The 14955-nt window shown below is 42.2% G+C and carries 17 protein-coding genes; 9 read left to right on the top strand and 8 right to left on the bottom strand.

The features are described from left to right. Positions 1–78 precede the first annotated feature (78 nt). Both APA_RS02385 and APA_RS02380 read left to right on the top strand, forming a co-directional pair. Positions 79–471, top strand: coding sequence for a hypothetical protein (locus APA_RS02385; RefSeq protein ID WP_201320724.1), 393 nt, complete (start codon positions 79–81; stop codon positions 469–471). Then, on the top strand, positions 468–887 hold the full coding sequence (locus APA_RS02380) for an HNH endonuclease (RefSeq protein WP_236579375.1): 420 nt from the start codon (positions 468–470) through the stop codon (positions 885–887). Before APA_RS02385 ends, APA_RS02380 begins: the two co-directional genes overlap by 4 nt. A 58-nt stretch (positions 888–945) precedes the next feature. Here APA_RS02380 and APA_RS02375 read toward each other — a convergent pair whose 3' ends face one another. Beyond that, the gene (locus APA_RS02375) at positions 946–1275 is read right to left on the bottom strand and encodes a 2Fe-2S iron-sulfur cluster-binding protein (protein ID WP_201320723.1); all 330 of its coding nucleotides are present in this window, start codon (positions 1273–1275) and stop codon (positions 946–948) included. A 195-nt stretch (positions 1276–1470) separates the two neighbouring features. Between APA_RS02375 and nusB the strand changes: the two genes are divergently transcribed. Next, positions 1471–2112: a transcription antitermination factor NusB gene (gene nusB / locus APA_RS02370; RefSeq protein WP_201320722.1), complete on the top strand. Its 642-nt coding sequence runs from the start codon at positions 1471–1473 to the stop codon at positions 2110–2112. Positions 2113–2174: 62 nt separating this feature from the next. Here nusB and APA_RS02365 read toward each other — a convergent pair whose 3' ends face one another. Continuing rightward, the gene (locus APA_RS02365) at positions 2175–2729 is read right to left on the bottom strand and encodes a cupin domain-containing protein (protein WP_201320721.1); all 555 of its coding nucleotides are present in this window, start codon (positions 2727–2729) and stop codon (positions 2175–2177) included. Positions 2730–2817: 88 nt separating this feature from the next. Then, positions 2818–3420, bottom strand: coding sequence for a sigma-70 family RNA polymerase sigma factor (locus tag APA_RS02360; protein ID WP_201320720.1), 603 nt, complete (start codon positions 3418–3420; stop codon positions 2818–2820). Positions 3421–3645: 225 nt separating this feature from the next. On the opposite strand from APA_RS02360, the gene APA_RS02355 reads away from it, so the two are divergent. Continuing rightward, positions 3646–4293 (top strand): ferritin-like domain-containing protein, encoded by a 648-nt coding sequence (locus tag APA_RS02355; RefSeq protein ID WP_201320719.1) that lies wholly within the window; start codon positions 3646–3648, stop codon positions 4291–4293. 71 nt (positions 4294–4364) lie between these two features. Then, a complete protein-coding gene (locus APA_RS02350; protein WP_236579374.1) occupies positions 4365–5603 on the top strand; it encodes an MFS transporter in 1239 nt (412 codons plus the stop codon). Positions 5604–5628: 25 nt separating this feature from the next. Here APA_RS02350 and APA_RS02345 read toward each other — a convergent pair whose 3' ends face one another. From APA_RS02345 to gvpA, 4 genes are all read right to left on the bottom strand, one after another. Further along, on the bottom strand, positions 5629–5964 hold the full coding sequence (locus tag APA_RS02345; RefSeq protein ID WP_201320717.1) for a gas vesicle protein: 336 nt from the start codon (positions 5962–5964) through the stop codon (positions 5629–5631). Further along, a complete protein-coding gene (gvpN, locus tag APA_RS02340; protein WP_201320716.1) occupies positions 5964–6845 on the bottom strand; it encodes a gas vesicle protein GvpN in 882 nt (293 codons plus the stop codon). Before gvpN ends, APA_RS02345 begins: the two co-directional genes overlap by 1 nt. Further along, complete coding sequence (locus APA_RS02335) at positions 6842–7804, bottom strand: hypothetical protein (RefSeq protein WP_201320715.1); 963 nt, start codon at positions 7802–7804, stop codon at positions 6842–6844. Before APA_RS02335 ends, gvpN begins: the two co-directional genes overlap by 4 nt. 333 nt (positions 7805–8137) lie before the next feature. After that, complete coding sequence (gene gvpA / locus APA_RS02330) at positions 8138–8365, bottom strand: gas vesicle structural protein GvpA (RefSeq protein WP_201320714.1); 228 nt, start codon at positions 8363–8365, stop codon at positions 8138–8140. Positions 8366–8725: 360 nt separating this feature from the next. On the opposite strand from gvpA, the gene APA_RS02325 reads away from it, so the two are divergent. The 4 genes from APA_RS02325 (at position 8726) to APA_RS02310 (ending at position 14130) form a co-directional block, all read left to right on the top strand. Beyond that, positions 8726–8953 carry a DUF3285 domain-containing protein gene (locus APA_RS02325; RefSeq protein WP_201320713.1) on the top strand — a complete coding sequence of 76 codons (228 nt, stop codon included), beginning with the start codon at positions 8726–8728 and terminating at the stop codon, positions 8951–8953. A 486-nt stretch (positions 8954–9439) separates the two neighbouring features. Then, a complete protein-coding gene (gene ybeY / locus APA_RS02320) occupies positions 9440–9931 on the top strand; it encodes an rRNA maturation RNase YbeY (protein WP_201320712.1) in 492 nt (163 codons plus the stop codon). Between the two features lie 395 nt (positions 9932–10326). Next, positions 10327–10821 carry a diacylglycerol kinase family protein gene (locus APA_RS02315; protein ID WP_201320711.1) on the top strand — a complete coding sequence of 165 codons (495 nt, stop codon included), beginning with the start codon at positions 10327–10329 and terminating at the stop codon, positions 10819–10821. Between the two features lie 123 nt (positions 10822–10944). Beyond that, positions 10945–14130: an efflux RND transporter permease subunit gene (locus APA_RS02310; protein WP_201320710.1), complete on the top strand. Its 3186-nt coding sequence runs from the start codon at positions 10945–10947 to the stop codon at positions 14128–14130. Positions 14131–14157: 27 nt separating this feature from the next. Here the strand turns inward: APA_RS02310 and APA_RS02305 are convergent, their stop codons facing one another. Beyond that, positions 14158–14874: a pyridoxine 5'-phosphate synthase gene (locus APA_RS02305; protein ID WP_201320709.1), complete on the bottom strand. Its 717-nt coding sequence runs from the start codon at positions 14872–14874 to the stop codon at positions 14158–14160. Positions 14875–14955 lie beyond the last annotated feature (81 nt).

Below are 14955 nucleotides of genomic sequence, written 5' to 3'. Positions count from 1 at the left end.
GCCTCGTTAAACACCAAGAATCACTAAAAAAGCCTAAGCTATAATCTGGGTAAAGCTAAATTAACCAATACATGACAGATGACTCAAATTACTGTTGATTTACCTGAAAATTTAGTCGAATCTGCCCAACGACTAGGAAAAGCTACGGCGCGGGATCTATCAGGGCTTCTAACAGATACCCTAGAAATCATTTTGCCTGTTTTTAATAACCTTTCTGAAATTAGCGATCGCACCGAGATTTCCCATCTTTTAGATCCCGAAATTATAGAATTAGCTAACTTAAAAATGGATGCATTTCAAAATCAACGTTTGGGAGAACTACAAGCTAAGGGCAAAAATACTGGATTCACAGAAGCCGAAGGCTATGAATTGTTGGTTTTAATATCAATTTACCAAATGGGACAATTGAAAAAATCAATGGCACTAGCTGAAGCCGTTAGACGAGGATTGAGAGACCCTTTATTGCCATGAGTTTTCTCTCGGAACTTGTACGGGAAAGAGTTAGACTACGAGCTGCAAATCGATGTGAATATTGCCTTAGCCACCAAGACTACATTTTAGGCAGACTGCAAATCGATCATATCCAGCCTCTAGCTGTAGGTGGGCTGAACACAGAAGACAACTTATGCTTAGCCTGTGAATTATGCAATCAATACAAATGGAAGCAAACAGTCGGTTTAGATCCTGAATCTGGCGAAGTAGTTCCCTTGTTTAATCCTCGGAACCAGAGATGGAGAGAGCATTTTAATTGGAGTCCAGAGGGAATAGAAATTATTGGGATAACAGCTTGCGGTCGTGCCACGATAGGAGCTTTGAGGTTAAATAATAATTTGGCTGTTATTGTGCGGAAAAACTGGGTGCAGGCTGGTTGGCATCCTCCCAATTAATTTTAGTCATCGATTTTTGCAACAAGAGGGCGCATTGCGCCCTCTTGTTGCAAAAATTTTAGGAGCTATGTCCAAAGCGAATCGCATATACGTCTTGCTCTTTGTCGGTGTAGATTTCGACATCGGACTTAGGGTGCGATACACATAAAAGGATATAGCCCTTGGCATCTAGCTCTTCGCCCATGCCGCCAATGCCCATACCTTGGCTTTGATCGACTTCACCTTTGACAATTTGAGATGCACAAGTCGTACATACACCTGCATAGCAAGAACATGGCAAATCTAGCCCTTGCTCGATCGCAGCATCAAGGATCGATTGATTTTCAGGGACAGACACTGTAAAAGTTTGCCCTTGATGATGAAGTGTGGCTGTAAAAGTCTGAGTCATTTTTCTACAAATTTAGTTGGTTGTTGTTTATAAATCCCAAAAAAACGTACCGCCCGCGCAGTGGGCGGTACGTTTTTTTTAGGTTCTGGTAGTTTGCTTAGATATGGCGTTGAGCGTTGCGCCATAGCTTACCAATTTAATGATTGTGCAAAGAGAATGATACGATGTTCAATTGGCTTAATTTTATCTCCTCCTATGCAACCCCGTCACATCGCCCGCGAACTCGCACTCTTTAGCATCAACCAATTACCTAGTCAACCTCAAAAACTAGAAACGAAAACTTTAGATGACATTGTTACGGCAGTTGTACGATCGCTGCACGATGAGACCAAAGAGCTATTACAAACCGCCAGCGCTGAGCTACAGCGTGGGCAAGAGCGTGTATCTGCTAGCGAAACCCGCACTGGTGACGTTCGTCAAGATATCCAAGCTGTTGAAGGCATGGTGCGTGAAGCGATCGAATTAACAAAAAACGCGATTAATAATATTGGTGCAGCTTTAGAATTTCCCGTTACGTTGGTATTGGCACAACGTGCCGAAGTGCGTAACTATGCGATCGATATCCTCAAAACTGTGAATGGCAAGCGCACTGAGATCGATGAAATGATTAGTAGCGCTCTAGTTAATTGGCAAATCGATCGCCTTGCTCAAGTAGATAAAGATATTTTGCGGATTGCTACTGCGGAGATGATGTTTATGAGTGTGGCTAGCAAGGTTGCGATCGATGAGGCGGTAGAACTAGCCAAGCGCTACAGCAGCGAAGATGGCTATCGATTTATTAATGGTGTTTTGCGTCGTATTGACGATCAGCTTAAAGAATTGCGTAAATTAAAATGAGACACTCGCGATCAAGTATTGGGCTTGTTGATTTTCTTTAAAAGGGCTTAGAGCTAGCACTTTTAAAGAAAATTATCATCTAGAGATGTTTTCACAAAAAACATACAGCCAGCGATCGCAACTGGTGTATGAACAGATCCAGCCTTAGAGTAGAGATAGTCCCCTGCTTTATAAGTAACACCGCGATCGATTAACTCACCTTCAAGCATAAAAATTTCTTCCCCCGTAGCATGTCGATGGGATGGATAATCAACAGTCACCTCAGCACGAATTAATGCTGATATCTCTCTATTTTCGCGATCAACTTTTAATACTGCCATCATTAATCCTTTAACAGGATGCGGTTTCCACTGAAGTTCTCCCGATCGCAAGGCTACAAAATCCCTAGCTTCTGTTTCTTGTTGAATGCGCTTAAAGAGCCTCTGTTTGAGACCAGCAGGAACATCTAAGGATGGCTCAGTATAGGCAAGAGTTGCCGCAGTGTCACGTAGCGATCGCAATTCTTTCTCTATTTCTGGTGAGGAACTTGCAAGTTCTTCTACGGATTGAATCTCGTCAGGCGTAATCGCGTCAATGGCTGTTAATGCTAATAGGTTATTAATTTCTTCTTGATTCATGCAGTTTAGATCCTGATTTTTTAGCTTTTAGCTTCCCTTATTTAACGTTTGGATTTTAATTTTTGTTGTTGGCTGTTACTAGCATTCCCTAAAAACTAAACCACTCATCGCCAATCGCTTCTCGTAATTTTTTTAACCCAAGCCGAATGCGAGTTTTTACAGTGCCAAGGGAAAGCCCTGTTTTGGCAGCAATTTCACTATGGCTAAGTCCACTGAAATAAGCAAGTTCTAAAGCTAAACGTTGCTCGTCGGGAAGTTTATTGAGACAAGCCTTAACATAGGAGCTTCGCTCTTGCATTAGCACATCTTTTTCTGGACTATCGGTATGCGAATGCATTTTTAGCACATCTTCTGAAGCAGCAACAGCTTTGCCAAACCTTGTATGACTGCGTAAGCGATCTAAGGCCCGACTGCGGGTGATCATGAACAGCCATGTATCTACTCTACCTTTTTGGGAATTGTAATTTTTAGCAATTCTCCATACTTGAGTAAATACGTCTAAAACGATCTCTTCGGATTCTTCAGACGAATTAAGAATTTTATAGGCGATCGTATAAATCACTCTGGAATAGCGATCGTAGAGCAACGACAGGGCAGTTTGATCCATTTCCGCAATTCGGCTAATTAGTGAAATTTCATCAACCTTACTGTCACTGTCAATTTTAAGAACTTTGCGATCGCATGAATCCAAGATCAGATCCTCTTCGTATTCCTATTTAAATCAGCGACTTCAATAATCTCCAAGTAGCTAGTCACAATTAAATATAAAACCCCAAAAACTGTGCCGCCCGCACAGCGGGCGGCACAGTTTTTGGTTCTGGTTTTGTAATTATGCCTAGCTACTTAAGATCATTTGCATTTGCGATCGCTGACCAGCCACAACTGATTTTCAACTATATATCATCTGGTAAAAACCATGTCTAGAGCAGAAAGATTTTCTCGTTCCGCTTCGCGCCGCGAATTAATTAAAGCGGGCTTATTTGGGGCTATGGGAATTGCAAGTGTCGCAGTTGTCCCTGAAGTCATGGCTATGCCCAAGAAAAACGATGTTATGAATGACATCAAGGTTCTTAATAATGCTTTGTTCTATGAGCATCAAGCAATCTGGGCTTATGGGTTTGCGGCAGGTAAACTCTCATCTAGCAATGTTGGTAAAGCTGTTTTGGCGATCGCCTTAGCCAATCAAGCTGATCACAAAGCACATCGTGATTTGCTGACTGCGGTAGTGAAGAAACTCGGTGGTAGCCCTGTAATGGCAAAGACTGAATATCTCAAGACAGTCACACCCTATATCGAAAAGGGAGAAGGCAATCTCGACTCAGATGTGAATATTGCCAAGCTTGCCCTTGCGTTAGAGGTAGATGCAGCGATCGCCTATGGACGTGAGGTCGCAACTCTCAAAAGCCCTGATCTGATTACCGCAGGTGCAAGTATTGGTTCCACTGAAGCTTCCCATGCCACTGTAATTCGAGCCGCGTTCCAATCCTTGGGCGTTGCTCTGAATGTGGTTCCTGCTGCTTTTGTCAGCAAAGACACCCGCGATGTTTGGATTCTCAAAGTCTAATTAACATGTAAAAAGCCTTGCTTTGCAAGGCTTTTTACATGTTGTTTTTATCTTCGCTCTTTAATCAAGCAATGAATGTCGTGACTGATGCTCAAACTAATTCTTTCCCAAATGCCCCTACAAAAATTCTGTGGCTGCAGGTTGGGGGATTGGCAGCACTGTTAGCTGCAATTACCTTTAGCTGGATTGCTTATGGATTTTATCAGCCAAGAATTTTGGCGCGGATTGGCTTTGTTGATTTAGCGATCTGGCTAGGGATTTTTCAGGGGCTGCTCGGCGCGATCGTGGAGCCAATTGTAGGTTGGTTTTCCGATCGCGTTCTTAGTCGATTTGGCAGTCGATTGCCACAGATTGTCGTAGGGGTGACCCTTGCGGGACTAATTTTTGTGATCGCTTCGTGGCTGGTCGAAACGCAGCTTGCGGAGGGAATGCGCTGGATTGTCCCTGTGATGATGACGATGTGGGTAATTGCGATGATTATTTTTCGAGGGCCAGCGATCGCTCTGCTCCAAGGATTTGCGCCAACTAGCCAGTTGCCTCAAGCTAATGCCATTTTGGCGCTTGTATTGGCAATCACTAGCGCCACCAGCCCAATATTAGGCTTAATACTCAAACAGATTGGCGCATCCATGACTTTTATCTTAGGGGCGATCGCTTTATTAATTGGTTCGGTTCTGCTATGGGGCTCGATGCCACGCCATCTAGTCACAGCAACAAGTCCAGAAGTCTCAACCACAAAACTAACCACAAAGTCGCTAATCATGTATGCTTTGCCTTTCGTCGTAGGCTTAGGATCTGGGTTAGAAATTAATTTGCTGCTTCATATTCTCCCAAGTCATCTTTTCCAAGCGAATATGAATCTTTCCATTGAATATATCCAATCAGCGATTCTATTAGTTGCAGGGATTTCTACATTACCTTTGCGATCGCTACTAAGATCGCTATTTCCCAGACAGAAAGTAGCATTTGGAATGGGTTTGGGACTAGCGGCGATCGCAGGTTGTCTTACTCTTACAGCATTAAGTCAAAATGGTATTTATTTGATATTGATTAGTGCGATCGCGGCGATTGCACTAGGTCTAGTTTTGACAAATACTATTCCTCTAGCTTTAGCGATGGTTCCTTCAAATCAAGCAGGATTTGGGACAGGCTTATATTTTGGTGGTAATGGCATGGCGACCGCCTTGGTTGCCGCATTAGTCATAACTCAAGGCGAAATCTCATCCATGAATGGATCTCTGTTAAGCCTTTTTGCTTTAGTGATCGCCTTTATCAGTCTCAAAAAGTTTGCCAAAACTATAAAAAACTAATGGAGGCGCTTCGCGCATCCATTAGCTAATTCTCGGTTAGCTGCTTTGTCGCGGCTAACTCTCTTTCTAAAAGATTTACTCGCTCTAGTAACTGTTGATTAGACGCAAGTAACTCCTGAGTTCTCGAAGACAAATAGGGATCGGACTCCCACCAGTTAATTCCGATTTCCTTGGCTTTATCCACAGATGCAACTAGCAAACGAATCCTGATGCTCAGTAACTCCACACTGCCCACAGAAACAGTGATATCACCTGCAATGACAATTCCCTTATCTAATACTCGCTCTAGAATATCCGCAAGGGAGGAGCCAGCCGTGGTCGTGCTGGTCTTTATTGCTTGCGGTCTTATGGCTTGAGACATTATGGTATTTGATCCAATAATTTTGCGAGTCCGAGTTCTGACTCGGGATCACCACTACCATAGCGAGAAATCAGTACATCAAAGCATAGATCGCGAAAATCATCATTTTTCCCAGAGATAGCAATTTCATGCTCATGACAAATTTTGCCAATCAGCAGACAAGCTCTTAAACTCGAAGCCTTACTACACTGAATTTGACGGCGAAATCCTCGGATCAAATTGATTAGTTTTAGAGCCTCAGTACGCTCTAGCCCAACCCGATTTACCAAAATCTGCTTTTCGGTTTCCAGATCGGCTTCGCCAATGTTAATCGTGATCATGCGATCGAGCAATGCATCTTGAGTCGGATGCACACCCGCATATTCTTCAGGATTAGAAGTAAAGATCGCTCGAAACATCGGATGTACGCGCACATACTCTGTCTGAGAACTATCGGGAGGTAGCACAATCAGCTTTTCTTCAAGGGCGCTGAGCAGAACGTTATTAACTTCTGGGCGAGATCGGTTGAACTCATCATAAATCAGAGTAAACCCTTCTTTCGCCGCTAAGGTAAGGCGCGAGTCTGTCCAGCTTTGACGCAAGTCGTCTTCTACCTTCAAGACCGAGTGGATGTAGTTATCCACAACTTTTTTGCGGGTATAGCCTGAGTTAGAGCCGATCAGTTGTGACGATCGCAGATCTTCGTCACCATAAATCAACACCATGGGTCGCCCGACTAAACCAGCAAGATGCATCGCTAAAGTAGTTTTGCCAGTACCCGCAGGCCCACGCAAATGAATCGCAAAGCCTGATTGTAAATACCGTAAGGCGCGACGAACTATTTGTTTTGTGAAGTCAGTGCTAATGAACTGCCGTGCATTAGCATGAAGTACTGTAGTCATGTTTTGGAGCCTTCTGCCATCTGAAGCAGCGTATTTAGAATATCAGAAGGATCGACCTTGAGCGTGTTTGCACCTTGAGCGAGCAAATCTCTCACTGTATCGCGATCGTTGACGACCTCTAACAAGCTTGAGTTTGTCGATAATTGAGCGACATAGTCAACCACAAATTGCTCGATTTTGCCTGAAGCTTTAGGTATTTCTTTAAGAGTGTGCTTCACCTCGGCAGGTTTACTCACTGCCAATTCTGAGACTTGAACAGCAACTTTCGTTTTTGGATTTGCGTTCAATTTGTCCGAGATATCTGGAGATGACTTAGCAGGCATTTTCGCAACAAAATCAGTTGCTGCTAATGAGTTTGAACTTCCCCAAACCGAATTCTTTAATTGAGAGCGAAAAGCACTTAATCTCAAAGCTCGATCTTGAGCATCAGCGAGGCGATTAGCTTCAACCTGCGCTCTTTGTTGTGCTGCAAGAGTTCCGTTAGCGAGACGAGTTTCAGTAAATTCTTCTATTTGTATTTGAGTAAAAGCGGCTCTCTCCTTCACTAGTTGTTGACGTTGCATACGGTCAGATTCAGCTTCAGCAAGCCGAGTAGATTCAACTTGTAGCCGTTGCATACGGTCAGATTCAGCTTCAGCAAGCCGAGTAGATTCAACCTGTAGCCTTTGCATACGGTCAGCATTACTTGCCCGAATACGTGCTTTGTGAATATGTTTCAGTAGCGATCTCGTTTTGAAAGTCCGAGTTCTGACATCTTGAGCACGCTCAGCACTATCTTCAATAGCTTGATCGCCACGGGCAATGGATAGCTCCTGCAAGTATTGCGACACTTGGTTGGATCGATTTTGAATTTCTTCTTGTCGAGCTTCTGAAGCTAACTGACAATCAACCAAAAAACTCGTTCTTTCAAGCAAGCGTCGTTTTCTTGCTTCTGCAAATTCTTGCATCAAAGAAGCCATAGCAGTAACCTCAAATTCTCTTTTTTAAATCACTTTTAAATTGCTTCAAACTTTTCCATTAATCTCCCTTCCCGCCCTAGTAACTACCTTGCCAAAATTAACTGCTAACTGCTTTGTCAGCACTAAACCAACAAGATAGTGTTTTAGGCGGAAGGGAGTAGAAAAGAAATCGGTAGGCTGATGATCTAGATGATCTATTTAGTTAATAATTTACTACTAGCATAGTTAATCGTAAATATTTAACTAAATAATTTAACTAAATAACAAGTATAGCCGCCGATGCCTTGAGACCAATTGCTTCAGCATATTTGAGATATGTATCCACAGAGGCGATTACGATACGATTACAGCAGGTGTAGCCGCCGATGCCGTGAGACCAATTGCTTCAGCATATTTGAGATATGTATCCACAGAGGCGATAACAACACGAGCTTCGATTGACAATAGTTCGATTCCCACTAGAGAGACTCTTACCCATGCATCAATAACGATGCCCTTATCCAAAATGCGATCGATCACTTCCGCTAGACTAGAGGAAGAGTTGACTTTTTCAACTGCCACAGTAATATTCTCCTTGAGCTAACTATGTTAGGCATATAAATTCTGCCTTTGCAAACTGTACTATACAACAGCAAAATTACTTATACTTATTTTGCATCATCTAGTAAAGATTACATTTTTAATTCTATAGGGTATGACGAATGTTGATGATAAACTTTCCTTAAGGAGACAACAATCAAGACATAAATATTTTTCTGTGAATTATCGATGATGATCGATTCCCGAAATCACCGATCCAACCAAGATGAATCATCATATTATATTGACTTATGTATAGGAGATTACATCCTTTTAAGATTTAGATCTTTTTTGATTTACTTTAAAGTTACTGTTAAATTTATGCCGATTATCTAGAAAACTATGAATAGCGATCCCAACACTTCATCCAATTCCGATTTAAATAACAGTAATAGCATTGATCCTAACAAACTAACTGCAACTAGCAATAAGCCAAAAGAGCAAGATAGTTTTGTGAAACTTGCCATGCGAAATATGGTTGAAAAAGGAAGTGTATCTCTATTTCATCTCGCGCTTACGGTCTTTGGGGTAATAGGAGCGTTACTAGGATTAGCGATCGTCTTTCATTAGGTTAGCGATCGCAAAAACATTAATAATGCAAATCCAAGAGAGCATAAGAATTGCTTTGATCTTCTTCTAATCTCTAGACTTTGATTGTTAGATTATTTAAAACTACTATAGCAATCATAAACCATTTGTAAGAAAGACAAGAGGCTTAAGCCCCTTGTTATTAAATTGCATGACAACTCATTTAGGATTCATACAACAACCTTTGTGGATTGTAAATCAAACTTGTCTTTTAAGCTGGTAGAAACAATTAAATTTAAAACTCCAATTTTTCTTTTACCCACGTAGTGACTAAGAAGATTTTTAGCTCAGTCTTTTTACTATATTGAGCGGCTTAGGGAAACCATAAAAGGCTAATAATAAAAATAAAAATCATTGTAATTATTGTTAGCTTTTGCTGATAAATTTAATTAATTCTTAAATCAAAAATGTCCCAAATTGCTGGTTTTTTGTCAGCTTTTATCGTTTAGCTTATGGGGTTGTAAAACATTGAGTATTGATTTGTACTGTGAAATCTATTCTGAAGTTGCCGATCGCCACCCGATCGCAATGGAGCAATGGCAAGAATGGTTTGAAAAGTGGGAGATATATCTCCAGTCTGAACAGGCGATCGCAGATGGAGAATACGAGCTATCACTTGCCATTACCGATGATTTAACAATTCAAAAATTAAATTTGCAATATCGGCAACTAGATCGCCCGACTGATGTTTTATCTTTTGCAGCTTTAGAGTCAGATGTGCCAGAGATTCCCAGTGACGACTCTGATTATATTGAGCCAACTTATTTGGGCGATATCATCATTTCTCAAACCACTGCAATTAGTCAAGCTGAGGAACGCAGTCATTCATTAACCTATGAATTAGCTTGGCTAGCGGCTCACGGTTTATTGCATTTATTAGGCTGGGATCACCCTGACGAAGAGAGTTTAGAGGCAATGCTAAAACAGCAAGACCTAATGTTGCAGCTAATTTCACTGTAATCATATGTGGATGCACGAAGTGCGTCCTCATATATTGTAGGTAGACAAATAAGTATAAAACCTTTGCCGCCCACTGCGATGTCAATACAGGCTTTAAATCCAGTAATTCTCATTATGAAACCAATTTTGAGGCTTTCTTCGCCAATGGCGAAGAAAGCCTCAAAATTGGTTTCACACACTATACCGCCTGCTGTGCGGGCAGTATAGTGTGTGGCTATGGTTTTTCAATTATGCCGAAGTGCTTACTTCACTGCAAAGTGTAGACAATCAGTGCAAAAATTAGCAAGCAATAACTTAATTATTTTGTGTGTAATTTGAGTAAACTGATTTACTAGCGTTAGAATCTTTAAAGTTTTTGGCAACTGCGTAGCAAAGTCTCTTGGGAAATAATATCCATGAACAATGATTTATCGCCATCAAGACTATTTTTGTTTAAATCGACTTCTTTATCCCAGCAAATGACAAAGACTGATAACTTAGAAACATCTGAACAGAGTGCAGCCCAACGTAACGATTCTTTTCAAATTGCCACAAATTTGCTACTTAGTTTCAAATATGCTGGTCAGGGTGTTAGCTACGCTTTTAGGACACAGCGCAATTTTCGGATTCATCTGATCATTGGCGCGATCGCATTGTCTCTAAGTCTTTATTTTCGCCTGTCAGCCGTCGCTTGCTCGATTATTAGTTTGACGATCGCCCTAGTACTAGTACTGGAATTATTGAATACAGCTTTGGAAGCTGTGGTTGATCTGACTGTGGGGCGCGAGTTTCATCAGTTAGCCAAAATTGCCAAGGATTGCGCGGCTGGTGCAGTGCTAATTGCGGCTCTGGCAGCTTTGCTAATTGCGGGCGTGCTATTATTGCCAAATATTTTGAAAGCATTATTTTGAGAGTATTTTTATTAAGGAACCAATTTTTTATGGCGCGGCGGAGCTGCGCCATAAAAAATTGGTTCCTTGTGCAGTCAGTGGCTAGGCTTATTTCCGAAACACTTAATTCCTATATCTCTGCCCATGCTGCTATCAATCTCTGACTTTTTCATCAGACGACCTGTATTTGCCACAGTTTGTTCTGTTGTGATCACCTTATTGGGAACGGCTTGTATCTTCCTGTTGCCCGTTGCCCAATATCCTGAAATTACGCCACCTAAAGTCACTGTTACCGCCAACTATGTTGGCGCAAACGCAGAAGTTGTAGAGTCCACAGTTACAAATATTCTTGAAAGAGAACTCAATGGAATTGAAGGGGTTCGATATCTTACTTCAACTAGCTCTAATAATGGAACTAGTACCGTTGATTTGGTTTTTGATCTAGGGAAAGACAAAGATATTGCCGCAGTTGATGTCCAAAATCGCGTCTCTACGGTAGAGTCGCAGTTGCCAGGACCAGTGCAGCAAACTGGAGTACGTGTTAGTAAAGAATCTTCAGGATTTCTATTTGCGATCGGTGTATATTCTGAAAAGGGAGAGTATGACGATCTGTATTTGAGTAACTACGCCGATCTTTATATTGTTGATGCGATTAAGAAAGTCAAGGGTGTCGGCAACGTTATTATTTTTGGCGAACGTAAGTATGCTATGCGTGTTTGGCTAGATCCCAATCGCTTGTCGGCAAGAGGATTAACGGCTCAAGATGTCGTATCCGCAATTCAGCAACAAAACTTACAGGTGGGTGTGGGTCAAATTGGGCAACAGCCCAACTTGCCCGATCAACAATATCAACTTTCGATTTCAGCAAGTGGAAGATTAAAAAGTACAGAAGAGTTTGCTGAAATCGTAATTAGAACTGTTAGTGATGGTTCACCGATCAAGCTTCGTGATGTCGGGCGAGTAGAATTAGGAGCAGAAAATTATGGCTCATCACTACGATTTAATGGAACTAGAGGGATTGGCTTAGGTGTGTCTCAGTTGCCTGATGCGAATGCCTTAGATGTGGCGCATGCAGTTAAGAAGGTATTGCAAGAACTAAAGCCAAGCTTTCCTCCTGGGTTAAATTATGAGGTCGCCTTTGATACAACTACTTTCATTGAGGCTGGAACTGAAGAGGTAATTATTTCACTTTTGATTGCGATAGTTTTAGTTATCGTAATTATCTTTTTATTCCTGCAAAATTGGCGTTCAACCTTAATTCCTGCGATCGCAATTCCAGTTGCTCTAATTGGTACATTCATTTTTATCAAACTCCTCAATTTTAATATCAATACCCTGACTCTGTTTGGGCTGACGCTTGCAACTGGGCTAGTAGTGGATGACGCGATCGTTGTGGTTGAAGATATTAGCCGCCGTATTCAAGAAAAAGGTGAGAATCCAGTGCAAGCTGCGATCGCAGCCATGAATGAATTGCAGGGAGCAGTAATCGCTAGTTCTATGGTGCTGATTGCTGTATTTGTCCCTGTTGCTTTTTTCCCTGGGACAACTGGGCAATTGTATAAACAATTTGCGTTGACGATTGCCTTTTCGATTACAGTTTCTACTTTTAATGCGTTAACACTTTCGCCAACCCTAGCCGCACTGCTTCTCAAGCAAGAACAGCCACATAGCAATTGGTTTTTTGATCGGGTGAATTGGGTAATTGATGGGACAAGGCACAACTATCAGTGGCTAGTGACTAAATCAACTAACTTCAAAGGGATTTTGATAATCCTATTTGGGATTTCACTCTTCATGACCTATTGGGTATACACAAGCGTGCCTAGAGGCTTCCTGCCACAGGAAGATCAAGGTTATTTTATTACTATTGTTCAGGCTCCCGAAGGTGTATCCCTTAATTACACCGAAAAGGTGCTAGAAAATATTGAAGGAATTATGCGGCGTAAGGATGAAAAGGGTGAACCCGTTTATTCTGAAATTGCTAATATCTTTGCAATTGGTGGATTTAGCTTTAGCGGTAACACTCCCAACAACGGGATTGTATTTGCAACCTTAAAGCCTTGGAAAGAAAGATCGCGATCGGCAGACAGTCTGATCGGTGGAATGGCTCCTAAGCCTTTTGGTTTGATGCCTGAATTGCTTTCTATTAAGGAGGCGTTTGTGATTCCATTTCCTCCACCAGCGATTCAAGGATTAAGTAACTATGGTGGTTTTGAGTTCCAATTGCAGGACAAGGCAAATCAAGGTTTCCCCGCGATCGAACAGACAATGGGAGCCTTGCTAGGCAAAGCAAGTACCTATCCCGATCCTAGCCGTCCGATTTTGGCAGGATTGCGGCCTAACTTCAATGGCAATACGCCACAGTTGACGGTGGAAGTCGATCGCGTTAGAGCCAATGCTTTACAAGTCTCTTTACAAGATATTTACAGTACTTTGCAGACCTTGCTTGGTTCGCAATATGTCAATGATTTCAATACCTTTGGGCGAACTTATCGAGTTTATGTTCAAGCCGATGCTAAGTTCCGTTCCAATCCTGACGATATCAATAAGCTCTATGTGCGATCGCAAACAGGGCAGATCATTGCGCTCAGTAATTTGGTAAAAGTTACCCAAACCGTTGGTCCCTCGATCATCAATCACTACAATCTTTTCCGCTCTGTCCAAATCACAGGTAACACTGCCCCTGGGGTCAGTTCTGGACAAGCGATCGATGCAATTGGTAAGATTACCAGCGAAGTTCTGCCTAAGAGCTTTGGTTATGAGTGGGCGGGATTATCCCTCGAAGAAATTGGCTCTGGTAACAGTGCCTTCTTTATCTTCGGACTAGGAGTAGTATTCGTATTCCTAGTTCTCGCTGCTCAGTACGAGAATTATATAGATCCTATCATCATTATGCTGACCGTGCCGCTGGCGGTATTGGGCGCTCTGTTGGCAGTAATGTTTCGCGGGCTATTCAATCCCAGTTTCGCCAATGATGTCTATACCCAAATTGGCTTGGTGATGCTGATTGGGATGGCAAGTAAGAATGCAATTTTGATTGTGGAATTTGCCAATCAATTGAGAGAACGGGGTTTAAGTATTACTAAAGCTGTTATCGAGGCTTCACAGCAACGGTTGCGTCCAATTCTGATGACAGCCTTCTCGACCATTATCGGGATTTTCCCGCTTGTGATTGCCACAGGAGCAGGAGCGGCGGCGCGTCAGTCGATTGGTACTGCGGTCATGGGTGGCATGTGTGTAGCGACATTTTTGAGCCTGTTCATCGTTCCGATTCTTTACATCGTTATCAAGAATATCGAAGAGCGGATGAAGATTGGGATAAATCCATAAAAGAAGGAGCGCAAAGCGCTCTTTCTTTTATGGATTTATTAATTCTTTCATTTCGCGAATTGCTCTTTCTAAACCAACTAGTACAGCACGGCTGATAATGCTATGTCCAATGTTTAGCTCCTCCATTCCAGCAATTTGAGCAACGGCACGGGTATTCCAATAGGTTAAACCATGTCCAGAATTAAGTCTTAATCCTAGCTCGATCGCTAAAGCTCCACTTTTAGTTAAGGCTGCCAACTCACGTTTCAGCTCTTCGTCATTTTTGGCATTGGCATAAGTTCCTGTGTGCAACTCCACAAATTTTGCACCAGTTCGCGCCGAAGCCTGAATTTGCTCCGTTTCTGCATCGACAAATAGACTTACAGGAATACCTGCGCCTTGTAATTGATGAACAAATTTACCTAAGCGATCGCATTGAGCCTTTACATTCAAGCCACCTTCAGTCGTAACTTCTTCGCGGCGTTCGGGCACGAGCGTAATATAGTCGGGTTTAACATCAAGCGCGATCGCCACCATTTCGGGAGTTGCTGCCATTTCCAAATTAAGGCGAGTCCGCAAGGTTTGTCTCAGCAAGCGTACATCACGCTCTTGGATATGCCGACGATCTTCTCGTAAATGGACTGTAATCCCATCAGCGCCAGCTAACTCGGCAATCACGGCGGCTGCAACTGGATCTGGTTCAGTTCCTCGACGAGCTTGGCGAATGGTGGCAATATGGTCGATATTTACTCCGAGTGTAGGCAAAACTTTTTCCTCAAAATATTTAAAAATTATCTATAGCAATCCTAGATCATCTATAGCAATCCCAAATGGCTTGTCAGAAAG

Source organism: Pseudanabaena sp. lw0831, from assembly GCF_016584665.1.
Lineage (GTDB): Bacteria > Cyanobacteriota > Cyanobacteriia > Pseudanabaenales > Pseudanabaenaceae > Pseudanabaena.
The sequence above is the reverse complement of the archived record's forward strand: the minus strand, read 5'-3'. Positions and strand labels throughout refer to the sequence as shown.

Bases quoted from the DNA above. Each gene is read 5' to 3' on its own strand.
- APA_RS02385 (WP_201320724.1), top strand. From the start codon at position 79: ATGACTCAAATTACTGTTGATTTACCTGAAAATTTAGTCGAATCTGCC.
- APA_RS02380 (WP_236579375.1), top strand. From the start codon at position 468: ATGAGTTTTCTCTCGGAACTTGTACGGGAAAGAGTTAGACTACGAGCT.
- APA_RS02375 (WP_201320723.1), bottom strand. From the start codon at position 1,275: ATGACTCAGACTTTTACAGCCACACTTCATCATCAAGGGCAAACTTTT.
- nusB (WP_201320722.1), top strand. From the start codon at position 1,471: ATGCAACCCCGTCACATCGCCCGCGAACTCGCACTCTTTAGCATCAAC.
- APA_RS02365 (WP_201320721.1), bottom strand. From the start codon at position 2,729: ATGAATCAAGAAGAAATTAATAACCTATTAGCATTAACAGCCATTGAC.
- APA_RS02355 (WP_201320719.1), top strand. From the start codon at position 3,646: ATGTCTAGAGCAGAAAGATTTTCTCGTTCCGCTTCGCGCCGCGAATTA.
- APA_RS02350 (WP_236579374.1), top strand. From the start codon at position 4,365: ATGAATGTCGTGACTGATGCTCAAACTAATTCTTTCCCAAATGCCCCT.
- APA_RS02345 (WP_201320717.1), bottom strand. From the start codon at position 5,964: ATGTCTCAAGCCATAAGACCGCAAGCAATAAAGACCAGCACGACCACG.
- gvpN (WP_201320716.1), bottom strand. From the start codon at position 6,845: ATGACTACAGTACTTCATGCTAATGCACGGCAGTTCATTAGCACTGAC.
- APA_RS02335 (WP_201320715.1), bottom strand. From the start codon at position 7,804: ATGGCTTCTTTGATGCAAGAATTTGCAGAAGCAAGAAAACGACGCTTG.
- APA_RS02325 (WP_201320713.1), top strand. From the start codon at position 8,726: ATGAATAGCGATCCCAACACTTCATCCAATTCCGATTTAAATAACAGT.
- APA_RS02315 (WP_201320711.1), top strand. From the start codon at position 10,327: ATGAACAATGATTTATCGCCATCAAGACTATTTTTGTTTAAATCGACT.
- APA_RS02310 (WP_201320710.1), top strand. From the start codon at position 10,945: ATGCTGCTATCAATCTCTGACTTTTTCATCAGACGACCTGTATTTGCC.